Below are 22,602 nucleotides of genomic sequence, written 5' to 3'. Positions count from 1 at the left end.
TGCCGGTCAGCGCGGGATGATCAGGGCCATCGCCTCGGCGCGGGACTTGGCATCCCGCTGCAGGGTGCCGCGCACCGCCGACGTGATGGTCTTGGCACCGGATTTCTGGATGCCGCGCATCGCCATGCACATGTGCTCGCACTCCAGCACCACGATCACGCCCCGCGGTGCCAGCCGCTCCATCAGCAGGTCGGCGACCTGCGAGGTGAGCCGCTCCTGCACCTGCGGCCGGCGAGCGAAGACCTCGACCAGCCGGGCCAGCTTGGACAGGCCGGTGATCCGCCCGTCGGGCCCGGGGATGTAGCCGATGTGGGCACTGCCGCGGAACGGCAGCAGGTGATGTTCGCAGAGGCTCATCACGTCGATGTCCCGGACGAGGACCAGTTCCTCGTGGTTGGCCTCGAAGGTGGTGGTGAGCACGGTGGCCGGGTCGACGCGCAGGCCGGCGAAGAGTTCGGCGTACGCGCGGGCCACCCGGGCCGGGGTCTGCAGGAGGCCGTCACGGTCCGGGTTCTCGCCGACGGCGATGAGGATCTCGCGCACGGCCTTCTCGATCCGGCCGAGATCCATGGTTTCCTCGACCGGGCGGCCGGTGAGGCGACCGTTGACCAGCCGTGCGGCGATGTAGTCGAGGTTGCCGTTGTCGGGCTCGGTTGCGGAGGCGGCCAGTCCCCGCTGTGGGGAACTGGCCGCCGTGTCGTCGGTGCTCAGTGCGAACCGTCCGAGTTGTTCGAGCTGGGGCCACCCACGGTCGCCTGCGCGCCGTCGGCCTCGGCCTGCACCTTGAGCGCGTCCTTCTCAGCCGGGGTGAGCACCGGCGGCTCGGTGGAGGGCTGCCGCTTGCCGAAGCCGTTGTACGGAGCCATCGGCGGCCGCTTGACCACCCGGGCGCAGATCCGGGCCATGTCGGCGGTGGAGAGGGTCTCCTTCTCCATCAACTCGAGCACCACGTTGTCCAGGACGTCCCGGTACTCGACCAGGATCTCCCAGGCCTCGTCGTGGGCCAGTTCGATAAGTGCCCGCATCTCGCCGTCGATCTCGGCGGCGACCACGTCGGAGTAGTCCCGCTCGTGGCCCATGTTGCGACCGAGGAACGGCTCGTCGCCGCTGGTGCCGTACTTGATCGCGCCGAGCTTGGAGCTCATGCCGTACTGCGTGATCATCGCGCGGGCCAGCTGGGTGGCCTTCTCGATGTCGTTGCCGGCACCGGTGGTGGGCTCGTGGAAGACGAGCTCCTCGGCGGCCCGGCCGCCCAGCGCGTACGCCAGGGTGTCGATCATCTCGGCGCGGGTCTGGGTGTACTTGTCCTCCGTGGGCAGCACCAGGGTGTGACCGAGGGACCGGCCGCGGGACAGGATCGTCACCTTGTGCACCGGCGCGGCGTGCGGCAGCGCCCAGGCGACCAGGGCGTGCCCACCCTCGTGGTAGGCGGTGATCTTCTTTTCCTGGTCGCTCATCACCCGGGTACGCCGCTGCGGGCCGGCGATGACCCGGTCGATCGACTCCTCCAACGACTCGTTGGAGATCGCCCGCTGCTCCTTACGGGCGGTCAGCAGGGCCGCTTCGTTGATGACGTTCGCCAGGTCGGCGCCGCTGAAGCCGGGCGTCCGCTTGGCCACCGCGTCGAGGTCCGCGTCGGGCGTGAACGGCTTGCCCTTGGCGTGCACCCGGAGGATCGCCTTGCGGCCCTCCATGTCGGGGGCGTCGACCGGGATCTGACGGTCGAACCGACCCGGGCGCAGCAGCGCCGGGTCGAGGATGTCCGGCCGGTTGGTGGCGGCGATCAGGATGACGCCGCCCTTGACGTCGAACCCGTCCATCTCTACGAGCAACTGGTTGAGAGTCTGCTCGCGTTCGTCGTGGCCGCCGCCCATGCCGGCACCACGGTGCCGGCCGACGGCGTCGATTTCGTCGACGAAGACGATGGCGGGCGCGTTCGCCTTGGCCTGCTCGAACAGGTCACGGACTCGGCTGGCCCCGACACCGACGAACATCTCCACGAAGTCGGAACCGGAGATCGAGTAGAACGGCACCCCGGCCTCGCCGGCGACCGCCCGGGCGAGCAGCGTCTTGCCGGTGCCGGGCTGGCCGAACAGGAGTACGCCCTTCGGGATCTTCGCGCCGAGCGCCTGGTACTTCGCCGGGTTCTGCAGGAAGTCCTTGATCTCGTACAGCTCCTCGACGGCCTCCTCGGCGCCGGCGACGTCCGCGAACGTCGTCTTCGGCGTGTCCTTGGTGATCATCTTGGCTTTGGACTTGCCGAAGTTGAGCACCCGGGAGCCGCCGCCCTGCATCTGCGACATGAAGAACAGCAGCAGGAGCACGAGCAGGACGATGGGGAGCAGGTTGACCAGCAGGCTGACCCAGATGCTGTCGGACGACACCTCGGTGTCGGCCGGCCCGGTGACCCGGTTGTTGGCCTTGGCGTCGAGGACCTGGTTCCAGACCTCGTTGCCGACCTCGTACGGGAACTGAGCCTCGATCAGCTTGGTCGTGGTGTCACCGAACTCGGCCTCCTCGGCCAGTTCGAGCTGGATCGTCTGTTCCTTGTCCTGGAAGACGACCTTTTCTATGCCGCCCTTGTTGAGCTGGTCCAGCGCGACGGATGTGTCCACGCGGTGGTAGCTGGGACCACCGGTGAACAACTGACTGAGCACGACGGCGCCGAGGATGACCAGGATGACCCAGAACACCGGTCGGCGGAAGAAACGCGTACGTTCCATGCTGTTGTCGAGCGCCGAGACGCCCGCATCCTCCTGATCGACGTCCTGACCGACTGTGGGTGTCGCCGCGGGGCGGCTGCCGGAGCCGCCGTGCGGGCCGGCCTCGGCCCCGGGGCGCGGATTGCCGCACCACGGTCATTCGACGGTACACCGTGCGAGACGGATGTGAGCTGGCGAGCCCGGCACTTACGCGCACGGCGAACCGGCTGTCAGCCGGCGTGACCCGGAGCTGACCCCCGCGCCACCGGGGTCCACGGTAGTCCGATCAGCTGAAAGTCGGCTGAACGCCGGTCGGGCGCGGCGCCGGGAGCCGGCGGCGGGGACGGTCAGGAGCGGGCGTACACCTCCGGCTTGAGCACGCCGACGTACGGCAACTCGCGGTAGCGCTCGCCGAAGTCGAGACCGTAGCCGACGACGAACTCGGTCGGGATGTCGAAGCCGACGTACCTGACCGGCACCGGCACCTTGACCGCGTCCGGCTTGCGGAACAGCGCGACCACCTCGACGCTGGCCGCCGACCGCGACTCCAGGTAGCGCAGCAGCCAGGAGAGGGTGAGCCCGGAGTCGACGATGTCCTCCACGACCACCACGTGCCGGCCGGCGATGTCCCGGTCGAGGTCCTTGAGGATGCGCACCACGCCGGAGGAGGTGGTGCCCTGCCCGTAGGACGAGATGGCCATGAAGTCCAACTCAGCGGGGGGACCCTGACGACCGAGCGCCCGCGCGAAGTCGGCCATGAACATGACCGCACCCTTGAGCACGCAGACGAGCAGCAACCCGTCGGAGACGTGGGCGTAGTCCGCGGAGACCTGCTTGGCCAGTTCCGCGGTCTTCTCGCGAATCTGCGCCTCGGAAATGATCACGTGGTCGATGTCGGCGTCGTACCAGGAGCCGTCAGCCATGCCCATAGCCTGCCGTACGCCCCGGGTTCTTCGTCGGCGGGGCCGCCCCTTTCGGCGCGACCCCGGCCCGGATTTTCCCGACTGGCAGGACCAATCACCTCAGCAGGGGTGAGATCGCCACCGGCGACCCCCCTCGGACGGCTTCCAGTCCGCGGAGTCACGGCTGTCGGCGGTCAGTCCCACGGCGGACAGGAGGGCAAGGAGCAGGAAGAAGAGCAGGAAGAGCAGGAATCCCATGGCGGCGCTCGCTTTCACGCGTTGCTGGTGTCTGTCGCCGCCGGTGCGCACCGGACAACTGCCAGTCTGCGGTTCGCGCCACCCACCGGACAGTGGCAGGGATGCCATCCATGCTCGATTTTCCGCCACCCGTGCGGTTACCCTCGTCACATGCTCCGCTCGGTCGCAGTGCTCGCCCTGGACGGGGTGGCCCCGTTCGAGCTCGGCGTGCTCGCCGAGGTGTTCGGCACCGACCGCACCGCCGACGGCCTGCCCGGCTACCGCTTCGACGTGTGCAGCCCGCAGGGTGCCACGGTGCGCACCTCCGCCGGCTTCCACCTGGTGCCCAGCGCCGACCTTGGCCCGCTCGACGAAGCGGATCTGGTCGCCGTCCCCGCGCACGACCCCGCCACCACCGCTTCGGTGCAGGTGCACGAGGCGCTGCGTCGGGCCGCCGAACGGGGGGCCCACCTGTTCAGCGTGTGTGCCGGCGCCTACCTGCTGGGGGAGGCGGGGCTGCTCGACGGCCGGGAGTGCACCACCCACTGGCGGCACGTCGACGAACTGCAGCGACGGCACCCGAAGGCCCAGGTCCGCTGCAATTCGCTGTATGTGCAGGACGGGAGGCTGCTCACCAGCGCGGGCACCGCCGCCGGCATCGACGCCTGCCTGCACCTGGTACGCCAGGAACACGGCTCGGCCACCGCCACCAAGCTGGCCCGTCGGATGGTGGTGCCACCGCACCGCGACGGCGGCCAGTCGCAGTACGTGGAGGCGCCGATCCCGAGGGCACCGGAGGCACCCACCCTGGAGCCGGTGCTGGAGTGGTTGATGGGGCGCCTGGACCGGCAGATCACGGTCGACGAGCTGGCGGCGCGAGCCGGGATGGCGCCGCGTACCTTCGCCCGCCGGTTCCGCGCCGAGACCGGCACCACGCCGCACGACTGGTTGACCAACCAGCGGGTCCTGCTGGCCCGGCGGCTGCTGGAGGACACCGGGCTCTCCGTGGAGGCGGTCGCCGACCGGGCCGGCTTCGGCGACGCCGCCGCCCTGCGACACCACTTCACCCGCCGGGTCGGCGCCACCCCGCACGCGTACCGCACCACGTTTCGCGACCGCGCCCCGACCGGCTGACCGGCCGCAGCCGTCGCTCCGGTCGGCCGCCCGGCGCGACGGCGTCGGAAGCGATCGGTTGCGCCGACCCTCAGAAGCCGCCCACACCCCCGTCGACCCGGGACTCGGAGCCGACGACGTACCCGCCCTCGGCACGGCGCCAGATCGCCTGTCCGTACCCGAAGACGCTGGGCTCCGGCGCGACGGTGACCCGGTGACCCCGGGCCCGCAGGTCGGCGACGAGCGCCGCACCGCCCGGCCCGGCGGCCAGGTGTTCCTCGACGAGCAGCGAGCGGCCCGTGTGCCAATACCAACGGGGCGCGTCCAGCGCCGCCTGCGGGTCGAGCCCCGCGTCCACGGTCGCGGAGATCAGCTGGACGTGGCCCTGGGGCTGCATGTGCCCGCCCATCACCCCGAACGGCCCGACCGGCGCTCCGTCCCGGCTCAGGAAGCCGGGGATGATGGTGTGATACGGCCGCTTCGCCGGGCCGACCACGTTCGGGTGGTCCGCGTCGAGCCGGAAGCCGAGGCCACGGTTCTGCACCGCGAAGCCGTACCCGGGCAGCACCACGTGCGAGCCGAAGGCCAGGTAGGTGGACTGGATCAGACTGACCATCATGCCGCCGTCGTCGGCCGTGCAGAGGTAGACCGTGCCGCCGCGCTCGGGCTCGCCGGCAACCGGGTCGGCGGCGCCCGCGGTGATGGCCGCGCGGCGCCGGGCCAGGTACCCGGGCGTGAGCAACGCCGCCGGTACGGGTCTCCGGTCGGGATCCGCGACGTGGGCGTGTGCGTCGGCGAAGCCGAGCTTGATCGCTTCGATCTGCCGGTGCGGCCAGAGCGACGCCTCGGCCGGGTCGAAGCCGTCGAGGATGCCCAGGGCGAGCAGGGCGGCCAGACCCTGCCCGTTCGGCGGCAGTTCCCATACCTCGTGCCCCCGGTAGCGCACCGAGATCGGATCGACCCAGCTGCTCGTGTGGGCCGCCAGGTCGTCGGCGGTGAGCAGCCCGCCGGTGCGGGCGGCGTGGTCGGCCAGGGCCGCGCCGATCCGCCCCCGGTAGAACTCCTCCGCCCGGCTCTGCGCGATCAGCCGCAGCGTCCGCGCCGCGTCCGGGTTGCGCCACCACTCGCCCGCACCGGGTGCCCGTCCGCCCGGCGCGAAGACCCGGGCGAAGTCCGCACACTCCGGACCGGTCGACCCGGCGTGGCCGGCGACCGCCCGGGCCCACGCCGTCGCCGTGGCGGTGGAGACGGGATGCCCGCGCTCGGCATAACGGATGGCGTCGACGAACAGCTCGGCGAAGGGCAGCGAACCGAACCGGTCGTGCAGATCGCGCCAGCCCGCCGGCACGCCCGGCACGGTCACCGGCAGCCAGCCCCGGGCCGGCATCGCCGGGCCGGTGGCCTGGGCGCCGCCCAGCGCCTCGACGGGCGCGACGCCCCGGCCGCCGGTCGCGGCCAGTACCAGTTCGCGGGTCAACCCGGCCGGTGACCGGCCGGAGGCGTTCAGACCGTGCAGCCGCTCCCCGTCCCAAACGATGGCGAACAGGTCGCCACCGATGTCGTTCGACGGAGGCTGCACGACGGTCAGGGTGACGGCGGTGGCCAGCGCGGCGTCGACGGCGTTTCCGCCGCGCCGCAGCACGCCCAGGCCCGCTGCCGCGGCCAACGGCTGGCTGGTGGCCACGGCCGCGCGCGGGGCGAAGAGTGGCTGCCGGGGTAGGTCATTCCCCGAGCACACCGTCCCCCACCCGCCGGCCGGGCGGGCGCCCCGCACCGGCCGGCCCCGGCGGCGGGGGCCGCTCCGGCAGCAGGCGGCCGTCCCGGCGGAGCACCCGCAGCCCGCCCGGCAGGTACGCCGCACCCTGTCCCCGCCACGCCGTGACGAGCGTGTCGAGCGCGGCCATGTGCCGGTGCGACAGCGCGGCCGGCGGCGCGCCGAGTTCGTGGGCCCAGACACGCAGCACCCGACCCCGCACGGCGGTGGGGAGGTCGGCGAGCGCCCTGACGGCCAGCCCGCCGTCGGGATGCCGGGCCGCGGCCAGTGCCTCCCCGGCGAGGTCGTCCAGGACCGCGTTGTCCGCCGCCAGCAGCCGGGCGGTGCGGGCGAGATTGTCCAGCACGCCCGCCCCGAGGGTCCGGACCAGTACGGGCAGCACGTCGGCGCGGACCCGGGACCGGGTGTACGCGGGATCACTGTTGTGCGGGTCCTCCCACGGCGTCAACCCGAGCGCCGCGCACGCGCCGCGGGTCTCGGCCCGCGCGATTTCCAGCAGCGGTCGCACCAAGGCGACACCGCCCAGGTCCCGGCGTGGCGGCATCCCGGCCAGCCCTCGTGGGCCGGCGCCCCGGGCCAGCGCGAGCAGCACCGTCTCGGCCTGGTCGTCCCGGGTGTGCCCGGTCAGCAGGGCCGCCGCGCGGTGCCGCCCGGCGACCTCGACCAGCGCCTGGTAGCGGGCCTCGCGGGCCGCCGCCTCCGGGCCGCCCGGCCGGCCGGCGACCTCGACCCGGACCACCTCCACCGGTGCCAGGCCCGCCTGTTCCGCCCACCGCGCCACCGCCTCGGCCCGGGTCGCCGACCCGGCCTGCAATCCGTGGTCGACGGTCACCAGTCCGGCGCGGCGGCCGGCCCGGGGTGCCACGAAGGCGGTCGCCGCGGCCAGGGCGAGCGAGTCGGCACCACCGGAACAGGCGACCAGCACCGGCCCGTCCGCCGGCAGGTCGGCCAGCGCATGGCGGACCGCGACCCGGATCGCGGCGACCGGCGGGGCGAGCGGGGCCATCGACGCGGCGTGCTCAGCCGGCGGTCGGCACCGGGCCGACCGGCCCGTGCACCCGCGCCACCCAGGCGTCCGGTTCGCTCAACTCGGCGAGCCGGGGCAGGGTCAACGGTGACTCGAAGACGCGGTTGAAGCCGGCCATCCCGACCCGGTCCACCACCGCGTGCACGAACTTGCGGCCCTCCGCGTACTGCCGCATCTTGACGTCGATGCCGATCAGCCGCCGGACCGCCTTCTCCACCGGGTTGCCCGCCTCGCGGCGACGGTTGAAGCTGGCCCGGATCCGCTCGACGCTCGGGATCACCCGGGGGCCGACGCCGTCCATCACGAACTCGGCGTGGCCCTCCAGCAGGGTCATCAGCGCGGTCAGCCGGTCCAGCACGGCGCGCTGTCCCGGCGTCTGCACGAGATCCAGCACACTGGTTCGGCTCTGCGGGTTCCGCACCACGTCGGCGAGGGTGCCCATCCCCCGGCGCAGCCGCTCCAGCAGATGCTCGCCGCCCTGCGCGGCGTCCACGAATGCCTGCACCTCACCGAGGAAGTACGCACGCATCCACGGCACGGCGGTGAACTGCGTCCGGTGGGTCACCTCGTGCAGGCACACCCAGAGCCGGAAGTCACGCGGATCGGCAGCCAGCTTGCGTTCCACCTCGACGATGTTCGGCGCGACCAGCAGCAGTTGCCCCGGGTCGGCGGAGAAGACCTCGTACTGCCCGAGCACCCGGCCGGACAGGTAGGCAAGCACGGTGCCCGCCTGCACGCCGGTCACCCGGGACCCGACGGCCTCGGTGAACACACCGGGCTGCTTGTCCTGTGCGAGCCGGCCGACCAGCGGTGTGATCACCTCGCGCAGGCCGGCGATGTTGGTCGCAGCCCAGTCACGCCGATCGACCACCCGCACCGGCGGGTGCACCACCTGCGAGGTCAGCCCGGTGTAGTCGGCGACGTGCCCGGCCGCCTCGTCGGTCAACCGGCGCAGCTCGGCGACCACCTCGGTGGCCTCCGGGTACGTCACCCGAGGGCCCGACTTGCCCAGGGCCCCCGCGGTCGCGGTGGCCAGATCCCAGTCCACGAACTGCGCCATGCGACCCACCGTACCCGCGCCACGACACCCGACCTCGCCGGTCGGCGCACGGGCGACCGGGGGCGTGGCCCGGCGCCAGCCGGCATGGACCGCCCGCCGGCCGGGGTCAGGCACGGCCGCGGCCGGATCAGTGGCAGCCGCAGGCGGCGAGGGCGGCGGCGATCCGATCGAGTGCCGCCCGCGCCGCGTCCATCCCGTCCGGCGGCACGTCGTCGGTGAGCACGGCGAAGGTGAGCAGACGGCCCTCGGCCGTGGTCACCACTCCCGCGATGGCGTGCACCCGGGTCAACGTGCCCGTCTTGGCGCGGACCACGCCGGCGCCGGCGGCCGTACCGGCTGCCGCCCCGTAGCGGTCACGCAGCGTGCCGGACCAACCACCTACCGGCAGCCCACCGAAGATGCCGCCGAGTTCGGGCCGGTCGGGGCTGGCCGCGAGCGTCAACAGCTCGGTCAGCAGCACGGGGCTGATCAGGTTCTGCCGGGACAGGCCACTGCCGTCGGCGAGGGTCAGCCCGCTCGTCGGCAGTGCCAGCTCGGACACCACCTCGGCCATCGCCGCGGCGGCACCGGCGAACGACGCGGGCCGTTCGCGGGCCAGGGCAACCTGGCGGGCCAGCGACTCGGCGACGATGTTGTCGCTCTCGCTGATCATGATGTCGACCAGGCGGATCAGCGGTGGCGAATGCACCACGCCCAGCTCGGTGCCGGGCCCGGTGCTGCCGGATGGTGCCCCGGTCGTCCCGGCCGCCGCCGGTGCGGTGCCCTTGCGCACGGCGTCAGCCGGCACACCGAGCAGTTGGGCGAAGGCCCGACCGGCGGTCAGGTCGGGCTGGGACACCCGTTCGGCCCAGCCCGGGCCGGCCTTCGGGTCCCTGCGCGCCCCGTCGAGCATCAGCGCGGTGATCGCACCGCCGTATCCGCCGGTGGGGACGTCGCTGTCCCAGCCGGGTCCGTACACCGGGCCGGAGTAGCGCGAGGAGTCGACGACGACCCTGGTCGGTGCGACTCCGTCCAGCGCCGCGCGCACCTGGTCGGCGAGGTCCGTGAGGCTGGCGGCACCCGGGTAGAAGCCCTTCGTGTCGACCGCCAGCGTCGGGTCTCCGCCACCGACGATCACCACCTCACCCGGCTGCGCGCCGGCCACCGCCCGGGTCGGGATCCGGTGGCCGGGACCGCGGGCGGTCAGGGCCGTCACCGCGGTCAACAGTTTGGTGACCGACGCCGGCACGGTCCCCTCACCGCCACCGCGGTCGAAGAGCGGCTCCCCGGTCAGCGCGTCGGCCACCGCCACGTTGACCCGGCCGCCGAGGGCGTCGTCGCCGACCAGCGGGTCGAGCGCGGCCCGGAGCCCGTCGGCGCTGGGTAGCGGTGCGCCGATGTCGGCGCCGGTCAGCACCGCGACCGGTGCGGGTTCGGCTGGCCCGGTGGCCGTCGGTGTTGCCGGAGCGCCGCCCAGCCACCGGCCCACCGGCCCGGGCCGGACCACGACCAGCCCCACCGCGACCAGGACGAGCACGAGCACAGCGCTGAGCACCAGTGGCAGCCGGTGCCGCGGGGACGGGGACACCGCGCCGCCCGGCGGGTCGCCGGGGTGCCGGCGGCGGCTCCCGGCGGTCGGGCGGGGGCCAGGGTCGGCCCGGGGCCGGTCCCGGTGCTCGGCTCCTGGGTCGGCTCCGCCGAGGACCGGATCGCCGCCGAGCCGGTCGGGGCGGACGCCGAGCCGGTCGGCACCGGTGCCGGATCGGTCGCAGCGGCGGCGGGGCTCGCCGGGACGGCGGCGGCGGGCGCCACGGCCCGGCCGGTGGCGACACCCCGGGCCGGCGTCGCCGGGGACGGCGAGGCGGGATTTGGGGCGGGCGGTGTCGGGGACGGCGAGGCGGGACCGGGGGCCGGAGGTGTCGGCGGCTGCGGCCGGAGGATCTGCGCCTCCGGCACCGGCACCCGCCCGGCAGCCGGCTTCACGGACGGTTGGCCCGTACCACCTTCGGCGGCACCGCCCGGACGGTAGTGTGAATCTTCCCTCCCCACGACCCCCTCCTCCCCCACCGGGAACGCGCCTGGGTGACACTACTTCGGTCCGAAGACTATGCGGCGGCCGGAGTCGGTGGGTGAGCATTCGCCTGCCTGGCCCTGCCGCCGGTTCCGTCAAGCCAGCGCCGGCGAGCGAGGGAGCGTGCAGATGGATTTCGACGTCACGGTTGAGATCCCCAAGGGTCACCGCAACAAGTACGAGGTGGACCACGCGACCGGCCGGATCCGGCTGGACCGCACGCTCTTCACCTCCACCCAGTACCCAGCCGACTACGGCTTCATCGAGGGCACCCTGGGCGAGGACGGCGACCCGCTGGACGCCCTGGTGCTGGTGCCCGAGCCGACCTTCCCGGGCTGCCTGATCCGGTGCCGCACCATCGGCATGTTCCGGATGACGGACGAGAAGGGCGGCGACGACAAGGTCCTCTGCGTCCCCTACGAGGACCCGCGGCAGGAACACCTACGCGACATCCACCACCTCGGCGAGTTCGACCGGCTGGAGATCCAGCACTTCTTCGAGGTGTACAAGGACCTGGAACCGGGCAAGTCGGTCGAGGGTGCGACCTGGGTGGGGCGCACCGAGGCCGAGGCCGAGATCCGGGCGTCGTACCGGCGGGCCAAGGAGGCCGAGGAGCGCGGCGAGTCCACCCACTGACCCACGTCCCGGCGGTTCCCGGGGCGCTCAACCGAGCAGTCCCCGGGCCCGTTCGTAGAGGCCGAGCACCGCGCAGGCGGTCGGCACCACGGAAACCACCAGGACGGTGTCGGTGAGGTCGGCGACCCGGCCGACGTACGGCGAGACCGGGCGGCGGGCGTACGTGGTGCCACCGGCCACCACCAGCAGGGCGAGCAGCAGCCCACCAGCCACCAGGGCGAGCCGGCCCGGCGCGCCGCCAGCACCGGCGAGCGCCCCGCCGAGGACCGCGTAGCCGGCCAGCCCGGCGAGCACCGGCGGCACCCGGTGCCGCACCGCGGCGAAGACCCGGGCCCGCAGCAGCAGCACCGCCGAGGTCACCCCGACGAGCAGCCGGCCGGCCGTAGCGCCGGCGACGCCGAGAAGCACGGCGGCACCCACGGCCAGCACCCCGTGCCCGATCAGCATGCCGCTGAGCATCTCCTCGGTGCGGGTCACGGCCGCGTACACCCGACCCCGGTCCGGCAGGTCACGGGCCCGGTCCGGATCGTCCGGAGCGCCACTGGGCAGGGTCACGGGCGGTAGCGGCACCTTGCCCAACCGGATCGCCAACAGCGGGATCGCCCCGATCGCGAAGGCCAGCACGCAGAGCAGCACGGCGGCGGCACCGGCCGGCCCGAGCAGCATCCCGCCGACGGCGGCCGGGGCGCCGGCCGCGCCGACCACCACGCCGGCCACGAAGACCCGCAGCCGGGTGGCCACCCCGAGCAGGCCGAGCACCGACCCCAGCAGCAACGCCACCGAGCCGGCCAGCAGTTCCGGGGCGCCGATCCACGGCAGCGCGCCGACCGGGCCGACCGGGTCGCCCGAGCTGACGGCGAGGGCACCGGCCATGGCCGCGTACGGCAACGCGTAACCGCCGAGGGTGGCGCCGGCCGGTCCGTCGCCCTGTGCTCGGGACAGCACGGTGCCGGCCAGCACCAGCAGCACCGCCACCACGGTCGCGGCCGGCCAGCCGGCGGCGTCGGCCGGCCCGCCGGCGGCCAGGGCGAGCAGTCCGACGGTGAGCGGGACGCCGGCACCGGCGAGCGCCACCGCCCGGGTGGCACCGGGCGACCAGGCTCCGCCCCGCCGGCGGGCGCCGTCGGCGACGGCCTCCACCACGTCGTCGTACTCCAACTCGGGCCACTGCGACCGGGCCGGCACCAGGTGCAGCACCTCGCCGTCGCGGACGCCCTGGGCGAGCAGGGCCTGCCCGGTGACCAGGACAGTGCCGTCGGCCCGCCGGAGCACCCAGCCGCCGTGCCGTTCACCGTCGTCGGCGAGCCCCTCGCCGGCGTGACGGAGCACCTCGGGCAGCAACTCGGCGAGGGGGACGTGCTCCGGCAGGGCCACGTCGACCCGTCGTTGGGGCGCGCTGACGGTGACCCGGGCCAGGCCGACTGTCATCGGCTGATCTCCATATCTGGCGGGGCGGCTGCTGCGCGGACGATAGGACTTTACCTACCATGAGCCAGGCTCGGGTTACCGTGCGCTGTCAGGAGGTCGAGTGTCCACTGTCGTCATCCGGCGGCCGCCGCGACGCCCGGCGCCCGAGATTCCGCTCGGTGAGCTGCCGGTACCGGCACCGCCGGAGATCCCGGCCGTCACCGGCGCACGCTGGCAGCAGCTGCTGATGGTGCTGCCGATGCTCGGCGGTACGGTGGCGATGGCGATGATGTTCGGCCGGGGCGGCGGGGCGTACTCGTACGTGGTCGGCGGCATGTTCGGCCTCTCCTCGCTGGCCATGCTGGTGACCTCCTGGGGCAGCGCCTCGGGCACGCCGAAGAAGTCCGAGATGATGGCGGCCCGCCGGGAGTACCTGCGGCACCTGGCGACGCTGCGGCGGCAGGTACGCCAGACCGCGGCGAGGCAACGCGCGGGCCTCTCCTACCGGCACCCGGATCCCTCGCTGCTCTGGTCGACGGTGGACAGCCACCGGGTCTGGGAGCGGCGCCCCGGCGATCCGGACTTCGCCGTGGTCCGGGTCGCCGTCGGGCCGCAGACTCTGGCCACTCCGTTGGTGCCGCCGGTCACTCGCCCGCTGGAGGAGCTGGAGCCGATGACCGCGGGAGCGCTGCGTCGCTTCCTGGACGCCTACTCGGTGGTGCCCGACCTGCCGGTGGCCCTGTCGCTGCGCAGCTTCGCCCGGGTCTTCGTCCGGGCCGCACCGGTCGGTCCGACCGGGTCGCCGCCCGCACAGGCACTGACCCGGGCGATGCTCACCCAGCTCGCGGTGTTCCACGCGCCGGACGAACTGCTCGTCGCCGTCTGCGCCGGACCGGAACGGCGTGCCGTCTGGGAATGGGTCAAGTGGCTGCCGCACGCCCAGCATCCGACCCGCAGCGACGCCCTCGGCCCGGCCCGGCTGGTGAGCAGCTCCGCGGTGGAGCTGGAGCGACTGCTCGACGACGTGCTGGCCAGCCGCTCCCGGTTCAGCCCGGCCGGGCCGGCCACCGGCGGGCCGCACGTGGTGGTCGTGCTCGACGGTGGTGACCTGACCGGCGCCACCGAGCTGGCCGGGGACGGCGGGATCGACGCGGTAACCCTGCTCGACCTGGACAACCCACCGCCGCGCCTGCTCGACCGGTCGGCGCTGCTGCTGGAACTGCGGGGCGGTCGCCTGCACTCGCACTCCGCGGACGGGGCGGTCGAGGTCGGCACCGCCGACGCGCTGGAGGTCACCGAGGCCGAGGCGACGGGACGCCGGCTGGCACCGCTGCGGCTGGCCGGTGCCCGGGGCGCCGACGCGTCACCCGGCGCCGAGCCGGGCCTACCGGAGTTGCTCGGCATCGGCGAACCGGAGGGCTACACCGCCGAGCAGGGCTGGGCGTCGAGGCCCGCGCGCGAGCGGCTGCGGGTGCCGATCGGCGTCGGCGTGGACGGCGGCGCGATCGAGTTGGATCTGAAGGAGTCGGCGCAGGACGGCATGGGTCCGCACGGGCTGCTGATCGGGGCCACCGGGTCGGGCAAGTCCGAGCTGCTCCGTACGCTGGTGCTCGGGCTGACCGCCACGCACTCCTCCGAGCAACTCAACTTCGTGCTTGTCGATTTCAAGGGCGGGGCGACCTTCGCCTCGTTCGACCGGCTGCCGCACACCGCCGCCGTGATCACCAACCTGGCGGACGCGCTGCCGCTGGTCGACCGGATGGTCGACGCGATCAACGGCGAACTGGTCCGCCGGCAGGAGCTGTTGCGCCGGGCCGGCAACTTCGCCAGCCTGCGCGACTACGAGCGGGCGCGGGCGGCGGGCAGTCCACTGGCCCCGCTGCCGTCGCTGCTGCTGATCTGCGACGAATTCTCCGAACTGCTGTCGGCCAAGCCCGACTTCATCGACCTGTTCGTCCAGATCGGCCGCCTGGGCCGGTCACTCGGCGTGCACCTGCTGCTGGCGAGCCAGCGCCTGGAGGAGGGCCGGCTGCGGGGACTCGACACACACCTGTCGTACCGGATCGGGCTGCGGACCTTCTCCGCCCTGGAGTCCCGCACGGTGCTCGGTGCACCGGACGCGCACGAGCTGCCCCGCTCTCCGGGGCATGGCTACCTGCGCTTCGGCACCGAGCCGCTGCTGCGCTTCAAGGCCGCGTACGTCTCCGGGCCGGTGCGCCGGCGCGACCCGGCGGCCGGTGCGGCCGGACCGGGCCGCCCGCGCCTGCTCGCCTTCGGCACCCATTTCACCCCCGTGCCGCAACCGCCCGCCCCGCCAACCGTGCCGGACGAGAACGACAGCCGGGAGATCCTGCTGGAGCTGCTGATCGGCCGGCTGGCCGGGCAGGGTCCGCCGGCACACCAGGTGTGGCTGCCCCCGCTGGCCGGCGCTCCCGTGCTGGACGAGTTGGTCGGCCCGCTCGCGGTGGATCCGGTACGCGGGCTGACCTTCGGCAACCCCGAGCTGCACGGGGCCCTGCAGGTGCCGGTGGCCGTGGTCGACAAGCCGTACGAACAGCGCCGGGACCTGCTCTGGCTGGCGCTGGACGGGGCGGCCGGCCACGTCGCGGTGGTCGGCGGTACGCAGAGCGGCAAGTCGACCGCGCTGCGTACGCTGATCTGCGCGCTGGCGCTGACCCACACCCCGGCCGAGGCGCAGGTCTACTGCCTCGACTTCGGTGGCGGCGGGCTGGCCGCGCTGCGCGACCTGCCGCACGTCGGCGGGGTCGTCGGGCGGGCCGACCCGACCGGCGTCCGGCGCACGGTGGGCGAGATGTCCACCCTGCTCGCCGAACGGGAGCGCGCCTTCGCCGAGTCCGGCGTGGAGTCGATGGCCACCTGGCGGCAGCGGCGCGGCACCCGGGTCGCCGGTGAAGCCGATGCCGACCGGTTCGGCGACGTCTTTCTCGTCGTCGACGGTTGGGCGACCCTGCGCGGCGAGTACGACGACCTGGAACCGCTGATCACCGACCTGGCCACCCGGGGGCTCTCCTACGGCCTGCACGTGGTGGCCACCGCGGTGCGCTGGCTGGACTTCCGGGCGGGCATCCGGGATCTCTTCGGCTCCCGGCTCGAACTGCGACTCGGCGACCCGTCCGACTCGCTGGTCGCCCGGCGCGCGGCGACGCAGGTGCCGGAGCAGACGCCGGGGCGTGGCATCACCTCGGAGAGCCTGCACTTCCTCACCGCGCTGCCGCAGGCGGCCGGCACGGACACCGCCGGGCTGGTGAAGCAGGTCAGCGAGGGTTGGTCCGGGCCGGCCGCGCCCCGGTGCGGCGGCTACCGGCCGTGCTGCCGTACGCCGACCTCGACCTCGACGCCGCCGCCGGGCTACGGATCCCGGTGGGCATCGCCGAGGCGGATCTGCGTCCGGTGGTCCTCGACTTCGCCGCCGAACCGCACTTCGTGGTCTACGGCGACGCCGAGTGCGGCAAGTCGTCGTTCCTACGCGCCCTGGCCGCCTCGATCATCACCCGGTTCACGCCGGAACAGGCTCGGGTGATCCTCGTCGACTACCGGCGCAGCCTGCTCGGTGCCGTCTCGACGCCGCACCTGATCGGGTACGGCACCGCCGCCGCGCACACCGCCGAACTGGTCGAGTCGGCCGCCGGTTACATGCAGGGCCGCATCCCCGGCCCCGAGGTCAGCCCGACGCAGCTACGCGACCGGTCGTGGTGGTCCGGCCCGGAACTGTTCGTACTGGTCGACGACTACGACCTGGTGGCGAGCGGGCCGGCGAACCCGCTACGGGCGTTGGAGGAGCACCTGCCGCACGCCCGCGACGTCGGGCTGCACCTGGTGCTGGTCCGGCGCTGCGGCGGTGCCGCCCGCGCCCAGTACGAGCCGGTCGTGCAGCGACTGCGCGAGCTGTCCACCTCGGGCCTGGTGATGTCGGGCAGCCCGGAGGAGGGTGCGCTGGTCGGCCCGGTCCGCCCCGGTCCGCTGCCGCCCGGGCGCGGCCGGTTGTCCACCCGGCGCGAGGGCGTACGCCTGGTCCAGTTGGCCCATCTGCCGCCACAGTGACGCCGACTCCACGGAACGTCCCTGGGAGAGGGATGGAACGGGTAATCTCCGATCGTCATGTGTCCTGCGACGAATGGCTGAGGATGTGACCAGGGTGCGGCACAGCGGCCCGCCAGGGCCCCGACGGTTCGCTCACCGGGCGCTGCTCGCGGCGGCCGCCACCGTGCTGTCGGCCGCCGTCGCGGTCGTTCCGCCGCCGCCGTGCCGGGCGCCGCACCCGCCCTCGGCGTTCCGGTGGCCTACGCGCCCGACCCGGCCGAACGCCCCGACCAGGTCCGTGACGAACAGTGGCAGCTCGACAAACTGGGCGCCCAGCTCGCCTGGCGCACGTCGACCGGGCGTGGCGTGGTCGTCGCCGTGATCGATTCCGGGGTGGACGGTTCCCACCCGGATCTGGCCGGTCAGGTGCTGCCCGGGCTCGACCTGGTCGCCTCCGGCGGGGCGCTCGATCCGGATCCGGTCGGGCACGGCACGACGGTGGCCGGCCTGATCGCCGGGCGCAACGACGACCGTCGGGGCGTGGTGGGGCTGGCACCGGACGCCCGGATCCTGCCGGTGCGGGTTCTCGACGAGGAGAACCGTTACGACGACGCGCTCATCGTGGCGAAGGGCGTACGGTGGGCGGTCGACAACGGCGCCAAGGTGATCAACCTGTCGCTGGGTGGGAGTGGCGACAGCGCAGCCCTGGCCGCGGCGATCGACTACGCCTTCGCCAAGGACGTGGTGGTGGTCGCCTGCACCGGGAACCTCGCCACCTCACCCGACGCGAAGGTCTGGTACCCGGCCCGGGAGCCGGGCGTGATCGCCGTTTCCGGTCTGGAACGCAGCAGCGACAACCTCTGGAACGGTGCGATCACCGGGCGCGCCACCATCCTCACCGCCCCCGCCAGTGGGCTGGTCGGCGCTCGCCCTCCCGGCGGGTACTGGCGGGTGCAGGGCACCAGCTTCGCGGCGCCGCTGGTCACCGCCACCGCGGCCCTGGTCCGGTCCCGCTACCCGCGGATGTCCGCCGGGGACGTGGTGAACCGGCTGCTGGTCACCGCGAAGGACATCGGCCCCACCGGCCGGGACGACCGGTTCGGCTACGGCCTGATCGACCCGATCCGGGCACTGACCGCGCAGGTGCCGCTGGTGCACCAGAACCCGCTGGACGACAACGACCCGCCGGGGGTGGCCGGGTTCGGCCCGGCACCCGGCTCCCTGACGGCGGGCGACCCGGACGCCGAGCAGCTCGGCCTCGACGGGTCGCGGCAGGAGACGCAGTGGCGGGCCCGGGCCGCCGGAGCACAGGACGACGCCGCGTCGGAGCGGCTCTGGTTCGGGTCGGCCATCTTCGTCGCCCTGCTCAGCGGAGCTGCGCTCATGGTGCGCAGGTTCCGGCACTCCCACCGCTGACCGGCCGCCGTCCGGGTGCCGGGTGGAACAGATTCGGCAGATCGCGGCTACTCCGGCCCGGACAGCGGGTACAACAATCGCCGTGAACAGCTACGGCCGGCGCGGTGCGGCGCCACCAACCGGGTGGCGCCCTCGCCGGCGCCCGGACGATCCATCGGGGCCGCGGTCCGCACCCACCACCTCGGGCCTGCTGACCCTGGTGCCGTTCACGCTGCTCGCCACGCTGGTGGTGGGCGACTGGCCGCCGCTGCTCCGGCTGGACGCGGCGATCGCCGCGCACCTGCACCGGTACGCCCTCGACCATCCGGCCTGGGTGTGGGTGATGAGCGTCTGGACCGACACCCTCGCGCCGATGCCGTTGCGTGCCGCGGCGCTGGTGCTGGTGATCTGGCTGATCCGCCGCGGTGCCCGGCGGCTCGCCGTCTGGGTCGCCACGACCGTGCTGCTCGGCGGACTGCTCGGACCGCTGCTCAAGCTGCTGGTCGGTCGCCACCGACCGGACCTGGCCGACCCGGTGGCGGAGGCGCCCGGTCTGGCCTTTCCCTCGGGGCACGCGCTGAACGCGGTACTCGCCGCCGGGGTTCTCGTGGTGGTGTTCCTGCCCCGGGCCGGGGACCGGTCCACGGCCCGCCTGGCGGTCCGGCTCGGCGCCCTGTTGATCGCCCTGGTGACCGGGCTCAGCCGGATCGCCCTCGGCGTCCACTGGACCAGCGACGTGCTCGCCGGATGGCTGCTCGGAGTGGCGGTGGTCGCCGCCACCAGCACCGCCTTCGCCGTCTGGCCCCGGGCCTGGCCCGGCTGACCCGCCGGCTTCACCGCGCGTCCGGCCGGGTGCGGACGTCAGGTGCAGTCGCCGGTGTCGGTACCCCGGGTACGCTCGGCGCCGGCCAACGCCACCGGGCGGGCCTCGGCGGCGGTGACCGCGAAACCGGTGTTCGGGTCCTCGGCCGCAGCCGCGAAGATCACTCCGAGCACCAGGCCGTTCGAGGACATCAGCGGCCCGCCCGAGTTGCCACTGCGGACCAGCGCCCGGATCGTGTAGATCTCCCGGGTCACGTTCCCCGACGAGTAGATGTCCGGCGCGGTGATCCGGTCGACGTCGCGGACCCGGGCCGACTGCGCGTTGTACGGCCCGTCCAACGGAAAACCGAGCACGATGGCGTCCGCGCCGGTGGAGGCGTTGCCGGCGGCGAACCGCAGCGACGGGCCGGGCAGGCCGGGCACGTAGAGCACGGCCAGGTCCCGGTCCGGGTCGTAGGCGACCACCTCACCCTCGTACCGGTCCCCGCGCAGCTCCACCGCCACCGAACGGGTGCCGGCGACCACGTGCGCGTTGGTCATCACCCGGTCGTCGGCGTAGACGAAGCCGGAGCCCTCGATCCGCCGGGAACAGCTCGGCGCCGAACCGAGCACCTTCACCACCGAACGCTGGCCGCTGCTCACCACCTCGGAGCCGGCGAGCGCCGGGTCGGGCGGCTCGACCTGCTGGGCCGGGGTGCGCCGAAGCCCGTCGAAGACGTCCGGGAAGCCGTTGGTGTCGACGGTGTCCCGCAGCGCGGTGGAGAGCTGCTGGGCCTGGTCGGGCAGCACCCGGTCGACCACGTTGAGCAGTGCGCTGCTCTTCACGGAGGCGGCGAGCCAGGGCAGCGAGGAGGAACCGAGCGGCACGGCGACGAGCCAGGCGACCAGGAGCACCGCGAAGAGCGAGACGAAGGCACCGCCGATGTCGTCGGCCTGCCGCCCGACGTCACTGGCGATCGTGCGGCGCAGGTGGGAGCCGAGCCAGCCGGCGAGGGCCTGACCCACCACGGCCAGGCCGAAGATGGCCACCAGTGAGATCAGCACCCGGGTGCCGCTGTCCACGAACTGCTGGGCGAACCGCGGCCCGACCTGGAGACCGATCAGGGCGCCGAGGAAGAAGCCGGAGAACGAGAGCACCCCGATGACGAACCCCTGTCGATATCCGCTGATCGCGAACACGAGCATGAGCAACAGCAGAACGAGATCCACGGCCGACACGACTCAAGCGTACGGGCAGCAGGCTCGCGAGATGACGATCGCTTGCGCAAGGTGACGGTCAGGTCAGCGCAGGGCGCTCTCGTCGACCTCGTCGGTGCCGGCCGACGGGGCGGGCGACGCGCCGGTCGGTGGAAGATCGATCAATCGGCCATGCGGCCACGGCCGGCTCCAGCCGCCCATCTCCAGCAGCGCGGCCAGCACCCCGGCGGTGAAGCCCCAGACGAGCATCCCGCGGACGGAGAAGGCCGGGCCGACCCAGCCGCTCGGGTGGCGTACCCGGACCCGGTTCGCCGGGTCGACCAGCTCGTCGATCGGCAGTCGGGCGACGTGCGCGACCTCCGCCGGCTCCCGGGAATGCACCGGGTGTGGCTCGTGCCACCAGGCGAGCACGGGCGTCACCACGAAGTCGCTGACCGGGATCCACAACCTCGGCAGCTGCGCCAGGACGGTGACGCTCACCGGATCGAGCCCGACCTCCTCGTTCGCCTCGCGCAGGGCCGTGGCCGCGGCGTCGGTGTCCCCCGGGTCGGCGGCACCACCGGGAAACGCCGGCTGACCAGGGTGGTTACGCAGAGTGGCGGCCCGCTGAAGGACCAGCACGTCCGGGCCGGTGGCGACATCCTCGCCGAGCAGCACCAGCACGGCGCTGTCCCGGCCGCCGCGCTCCGGCGTACGCAGCTGGGTGAAGTCCTCGGTGCGCGCGGTGCCGAGCCGACCCAGCAGCGGCTGCATCCACTCCGGCGGTGGCTGGCCCGCTCGCTGACTCCTCGCCCGCTGGTGCTCGCTCACGCCGTTACCGTGAGGCCGAGGTGCTGTTGGACGAGTTCGGCGAGGCGGGCATCGTCCAGCGCACCGGAGCTGTCGACATGCCGGACCCGGCCCTGGGCGTCGACGAAGACGGTCAGCGGGACCGCGTTGCGGCGCAGCGCCCGCTGCACCGCCTCACCCTGGTCGACAAGCATCGGGAACCGGACGCCGAAGTCCTCGCCGATCGACTGGGCCGCACCGCGGCTGTCCCGGCTGTTCACCCCGATCACCCGCAACCGGCCCTCGGCCCGTTCGCTGAGCCGCTGGAAGGCGGGCAACTCCTTGCGGCAGGGTGGGCACCAGGAGGCCCAGATGTTGAACACGGCCGGCCCGCGCACGTCGCGGAGGGCGACCGGGTCGCCGCCGGTGAAGCAGGTCAGGGTCAACTCGGGCAGCGGGTCGCCCGCCGCCGCACCGTCGACGGGGTCCGCCGGGCCGTCGGTGAGACCGGCGCAGTCCTGGAACGGCGACGGACGGGTGGCCACCGCATCCTCCCGGGCGGGTTCCGGAGCCTCGGTCTCGGTGGTGCAGGCCACCGTGACCAGCAGCAACAGCGGCAGTGACAGCAGGGCGAGCCGGCGGATCACGGTGCCTCCGCCTGGACCGCCTGCACCGGGACGAGTTCGGGATCGACTCCGGCGGCCACCGCGAGGTCGCGGGCCCGGGGTCCCTTCAGCAGCTTCGCCGCGGCGGGCGGCTCGGTCGGCCCGGCGCCGTACGACGGGCAGAGCTTCGTCAGTGTGCACGCCCCGCAGGCGGGCTTGCGTGCGTGGCAGACCCGGCGCCCATGGAAGATGATCCGGTGCGACAGCATGGTCCAGTCCCGCTTCGGGAACATCGCCCCGATCTCGTGCTCGATCTTGACCGGGTCACTTTCGGTGGTCAGCCCCCAGCGCTGCACCAGCCGCTGGAAGTGGGTGTCGACGGTGATGCCGGGCACGTCGAAGGCGTTGCCGAGGATGACGTTGGCGGTCTTGCGGCCGATCCCGGGCAGCGTGACCAGGTCGGCCAGCCGGCCGGGAACCCGGCCGTCGTACCGCTCGACGAGGGCCTGGCCGAGCTGGATCAGCGAGTTGGTCTTGTTGCGGTAGAAGCCGGTCGGTCGGATCATCTCCTCCAACTCGCCGCGATCCGCCCCGGCATAGTCGGCGGCGCCCGGGTAGCGGGCGAACAGCTTCGGAGTTACCTCGTTGACCTTCTTGTCCGTGCACTGTGCCGAGAGGATCGTGGCGACGGCCAGCTCCAGCGCGTTGCCATGGTCGAGTTCGCAGTGCGCGTCGGGGTGCGTCTCGGCGAGCACGCGGCCGATCCGGCGCGCCCGGCGCGTACGACCCAGGTCGGTCTCGGTGGCGCTTCTGGTCACGACGGCCAGCCTACGTCGCCGGGACGACACCTTCCGCCGACCCATCCC

17 protein-coding genes and 2 pseudogenes are annotated in these 22,602 nt (G+C 73.5%); 6 read left to right on the top strand and 13 right to left on the bottom strand.

Annotated elements, in window-relative coordinates; all coding sequences use genetic code 11:
- Positions 1–6: 6 nt before the first annotated feature.
- From folE to KIF24_RS01320, 4 genes are all read right to left on the bottom strand, one after another.
- Positions 7–669 carry a GTP cyclohydrolase I FolE gene (gene folE, locus KIF24_RS01335; protein WP_221083119.1) on the bottom strand — a complete coding sequence of 221 codons (663 nt, stop codon included), beginning with the start codon at positions 667–669 and terminating at the stop codon, positions 7–9.
- A 38-nt stretch (positions 670–707) separates the two neighbouring features.
- Positions 708–2,723, bottom strand: coding sequence for an ATP-dependent zinc metalloprotease FtsH (gene ftsH / locus KIF24_RS01330; RefSeq protein ID WP_221082400.1), 2,016 nt, complete (start codon positions 2,721–2,723; stop codon positions 708–710).
- Positions 2,724–3,049: 326 nt separating this feature from the next.
- The gene (hpt, locus tag KIF24_RS01325) at positions 3,050–3,625 is read right to left on the bottom strand and encodes a hypoxanthine phosphoribosyltransferase (protein WP_221082399.1); all 576 of its coding nucleotides are present in this window, start codon (positions 3,623–3,625) and stop codon (positions 3,050–3,052) included.
- Between the two features lie 99 nt (positions 3,626–3,724).
- On the bottom strand, positions 3,725–3,862 hold the full coding sequence (locus KIF24_RS01320) for a hypothetical protein (RefSeq protein WP_221082398.1): 138 nt from the start codon (positions 3,860–3,862) through the stop codon (positions 3,725–3,727).
- A 150-nt stretch (positions 3,863–4,012) separates the two neighbouring features.
- Here KIF24_RS01320 and KIF24_RS01315 point away from each other — a divergent pair, with 150 nt between their 5' ends.
- Positions 4,013–4,975 (top strand): GlxA family transcriptional regulator, encoded by a 963-nt coding sequence (locus KIF24_RS01315; RefSeq protein WP_221082397.1) that lies wholly within the window; start codon positions 4,013–4,015, stop codon positions 4,973–4,975.
- Positions 4,976–5,045: 70 nt separating this feature from the next.
- Here KIF24_RS01315 and KIF24_RS01310 read toward each other — a convergent pair whose 3' ends face one another.
- The 4 genes and pseudogenes from KIF24_RS01310 to dacB all read right to left on the bottom strand — a co-directional run bounded on the left by KIF24_RS01310 (position 5,046) and on the right by dacB (position 10,349).
- A complete protein-coding gene (locus tag KIF24_RS01310) occupies positions 5,046–6,692 on the bottom strand; it encodes a gamma-glutamyltransferase family protein (protein ID WP_221082396.1) in 1,647 nt (548 codons plus the stop codon).
- A 55-nt stretch (positions 6,693–6,747) separates the two neighbouring features.
- Positions 6,748–7,734, bottom strand: a pseudogene (gene tilS, locus KIF24_RS01305) (tRNA lysidine(34) synthetase TilS); the annotation flags it as partial.
- Between the two features lie 13 nt (positions 7,735–7,747).
- A complete protein-coding gene (locus tag KIF24_RS01300; protein ID WP_221082394.1) occupies positions 7,748–8,815 on the bottom strand; it encodes a zinc-dependent metalloprotease in 1,068 nt (355 codons plus the stop codon).
- Between the two features lie 127 nt (positions 8,816–8,942).
- Complete coding sequence (gene dacB, locus KIF24_RS01295; RefSeq protein WP_407939848.1) at positions 8,943–10,349, bottom strand: D-alanyl-D-alanine carboxypeptidase/D-alanyl-D-alanine endopeptidase; 1,407 nt, start codon at positions 10,347–10,349, stop codon at positions 8,943–8,945.
- Positions 10,350–10,361: 12 nt separating this feature from the next.
- Between dacB and KIF24_RS32050 the strand changes: the two genes are divergently transcribed.
- Together KIF24_RS32050 and KIF24_RS01290 are read left to right on the top strand one after the other, a co-directional pair.
- Positions 10,362–10,823 (top strand): hypothetical protein, encoded by a 462-nt coding sequence (locus KIF24_RS32050; RefSeq protein ID WP_230414778.1) that lies wholly within the window; start codon positions 10,362–10,364, stop codon positions 10,821–10,823.
- Positions 10,824–10,994: 171 nt separating this feature from the next.
- On the top strand, positions 10,995–11,501 hold the full coding sequence (locus KIF24_RS01290; protein WP_221082392.1) for an inorganic diphosphatase: 507 nt from the start codon (positions 10,995–10,997) through the stop codon (positions 11,499–11,501).
- Positions 11,502–11,528: 27 nt separating this feature from the next.
- Here the strand turns inward: KIF24_RS01290 and eccD are convergent, their stop codons facing one another.
- Positions 11,529–12,929: a type VII secretion integral membrane protein EccD gene (gene eccD, locus KIF24_RS01285; RefSeq protein WP_221082391.1), complete on the bottom strand. Its 1,401-nt coding sequence runs from the start codon at positions 12,927–12,929 to the stop codon at positions 11,529–11,531.
- A 100-nt stretch (positions 12,930–13,029) separates the two neighbouring features.
- On the opposite strand from eccD, the pseudogene eccCa reads away from it, so the two are divergent.
- The 3 genes and pseudogenes from eccCa to KIF24_RS01270 all read left to right on the top strand — a co-directional run bounded on the left by eccCa (position 13,030) and on the right by KIF24_RS01270 (position 19,167).
- A pseudogene (eccCa, locus tag KIF24_RS01280) lies at positions 13,030–16,970 on the top strand (type VII secretion protein EccCa).
- 234 nt (positions 16,971–17,204) lie between these two features.
- Positions 17,205–18,365, top strand: coding sequence for a type VII secretion-associated serine protease mycosin (gene mycP / locus KIF24_RS01275; protein WP_407939886.1), 1,161 nt, complete (start codon positions 17,205–17,207; stop codon positions 18,363–18,365).
- Between the two features lie 82 nt (positions 18,366–18,447).
- On the top strand, positions 18,448–19,167 hold the full coding sequence (locus KIF24_RS01270) for a phosphatase PAP2 family protein (protein ID WP_221082389.1): 720 nt from the start codon (positions 18,448–18,450) through the stop codon (positions 19,165–19,167).
- A gap of 38 nt (positions 19,168–19,205) precedes the next feature.
- Here the strand turns inward: KIF24_RS01270 and KIF24_RS01265 are convergent, their stop codons facing one another.
- The 4 genes from KIF24_RS01265 to nth form a co-directional block, all read right to left on the bottom strand.
- A complete protein-coding gene (locus tag KIF24_RS01265) occupies positions 19,206–20,384 on the bottom strand; it encodes a MarP family serine protease (RefSeq protein ID WP_221082388.1) in 1,179 nt (392 codons plus the stop codon).
- Positions 20,385–20,447: 63 nt separating this feature from the next.
- Positions 20,448–21,116 carry an NUDIX hydrolase gene (locus KIF24_RS01260; protein WP_221083118.1) on the bottom strand — a complete coding sequence of 223 codons (669 nt, stop codon included), beginning with the start codon at positions 21,114–21,116 and terminating at the stop codon, positions 20,448–20,450.
- Between the two features lie 53 nt (positions 21,117–21,169).
- The gene (locus tag KIF24_RS01255) at positions 21,170–21,775 is read right to left on the bottom strand and encodes a TlpA family protein disulfide reductase (RefSeq protein ID WP_407939885.1); all 606 of its coding nucleotides are present in this window, start codon (positions 21,773–21,775) and stop codon (positions 21,170–21,172) included.
- A complete protein-coding gene (gene nth / locus KIF24_RS01250; protein WP_221082386.1) occupies positions 21,775–22,599 on the bottom strand; it encodes an endonuclease III in 825 nt (274 codons plus the stop codon). Before nth ends, KIF24_RS01255 begins: the two co-directional genes overlap by 1 nt.
- Between the last annotated feature and the right edge of the window lie 3 nt (positions 22,600–22,602).

This window comes from Micromonospora tarapacensis (genome assembly GCF_019697375.1).
GTDB classification, from domain to species: Bacteria; Actinomycetota; Actinomycetes; order Mycobacteriales; family Micromonosporaceae; genus Micromonospora; species Micromonospora tarapacensis.
Note: the sequence above shows the minus strand (reverse complement) of the source record. Positions and strands in the feature narration are given on the sequence as shown.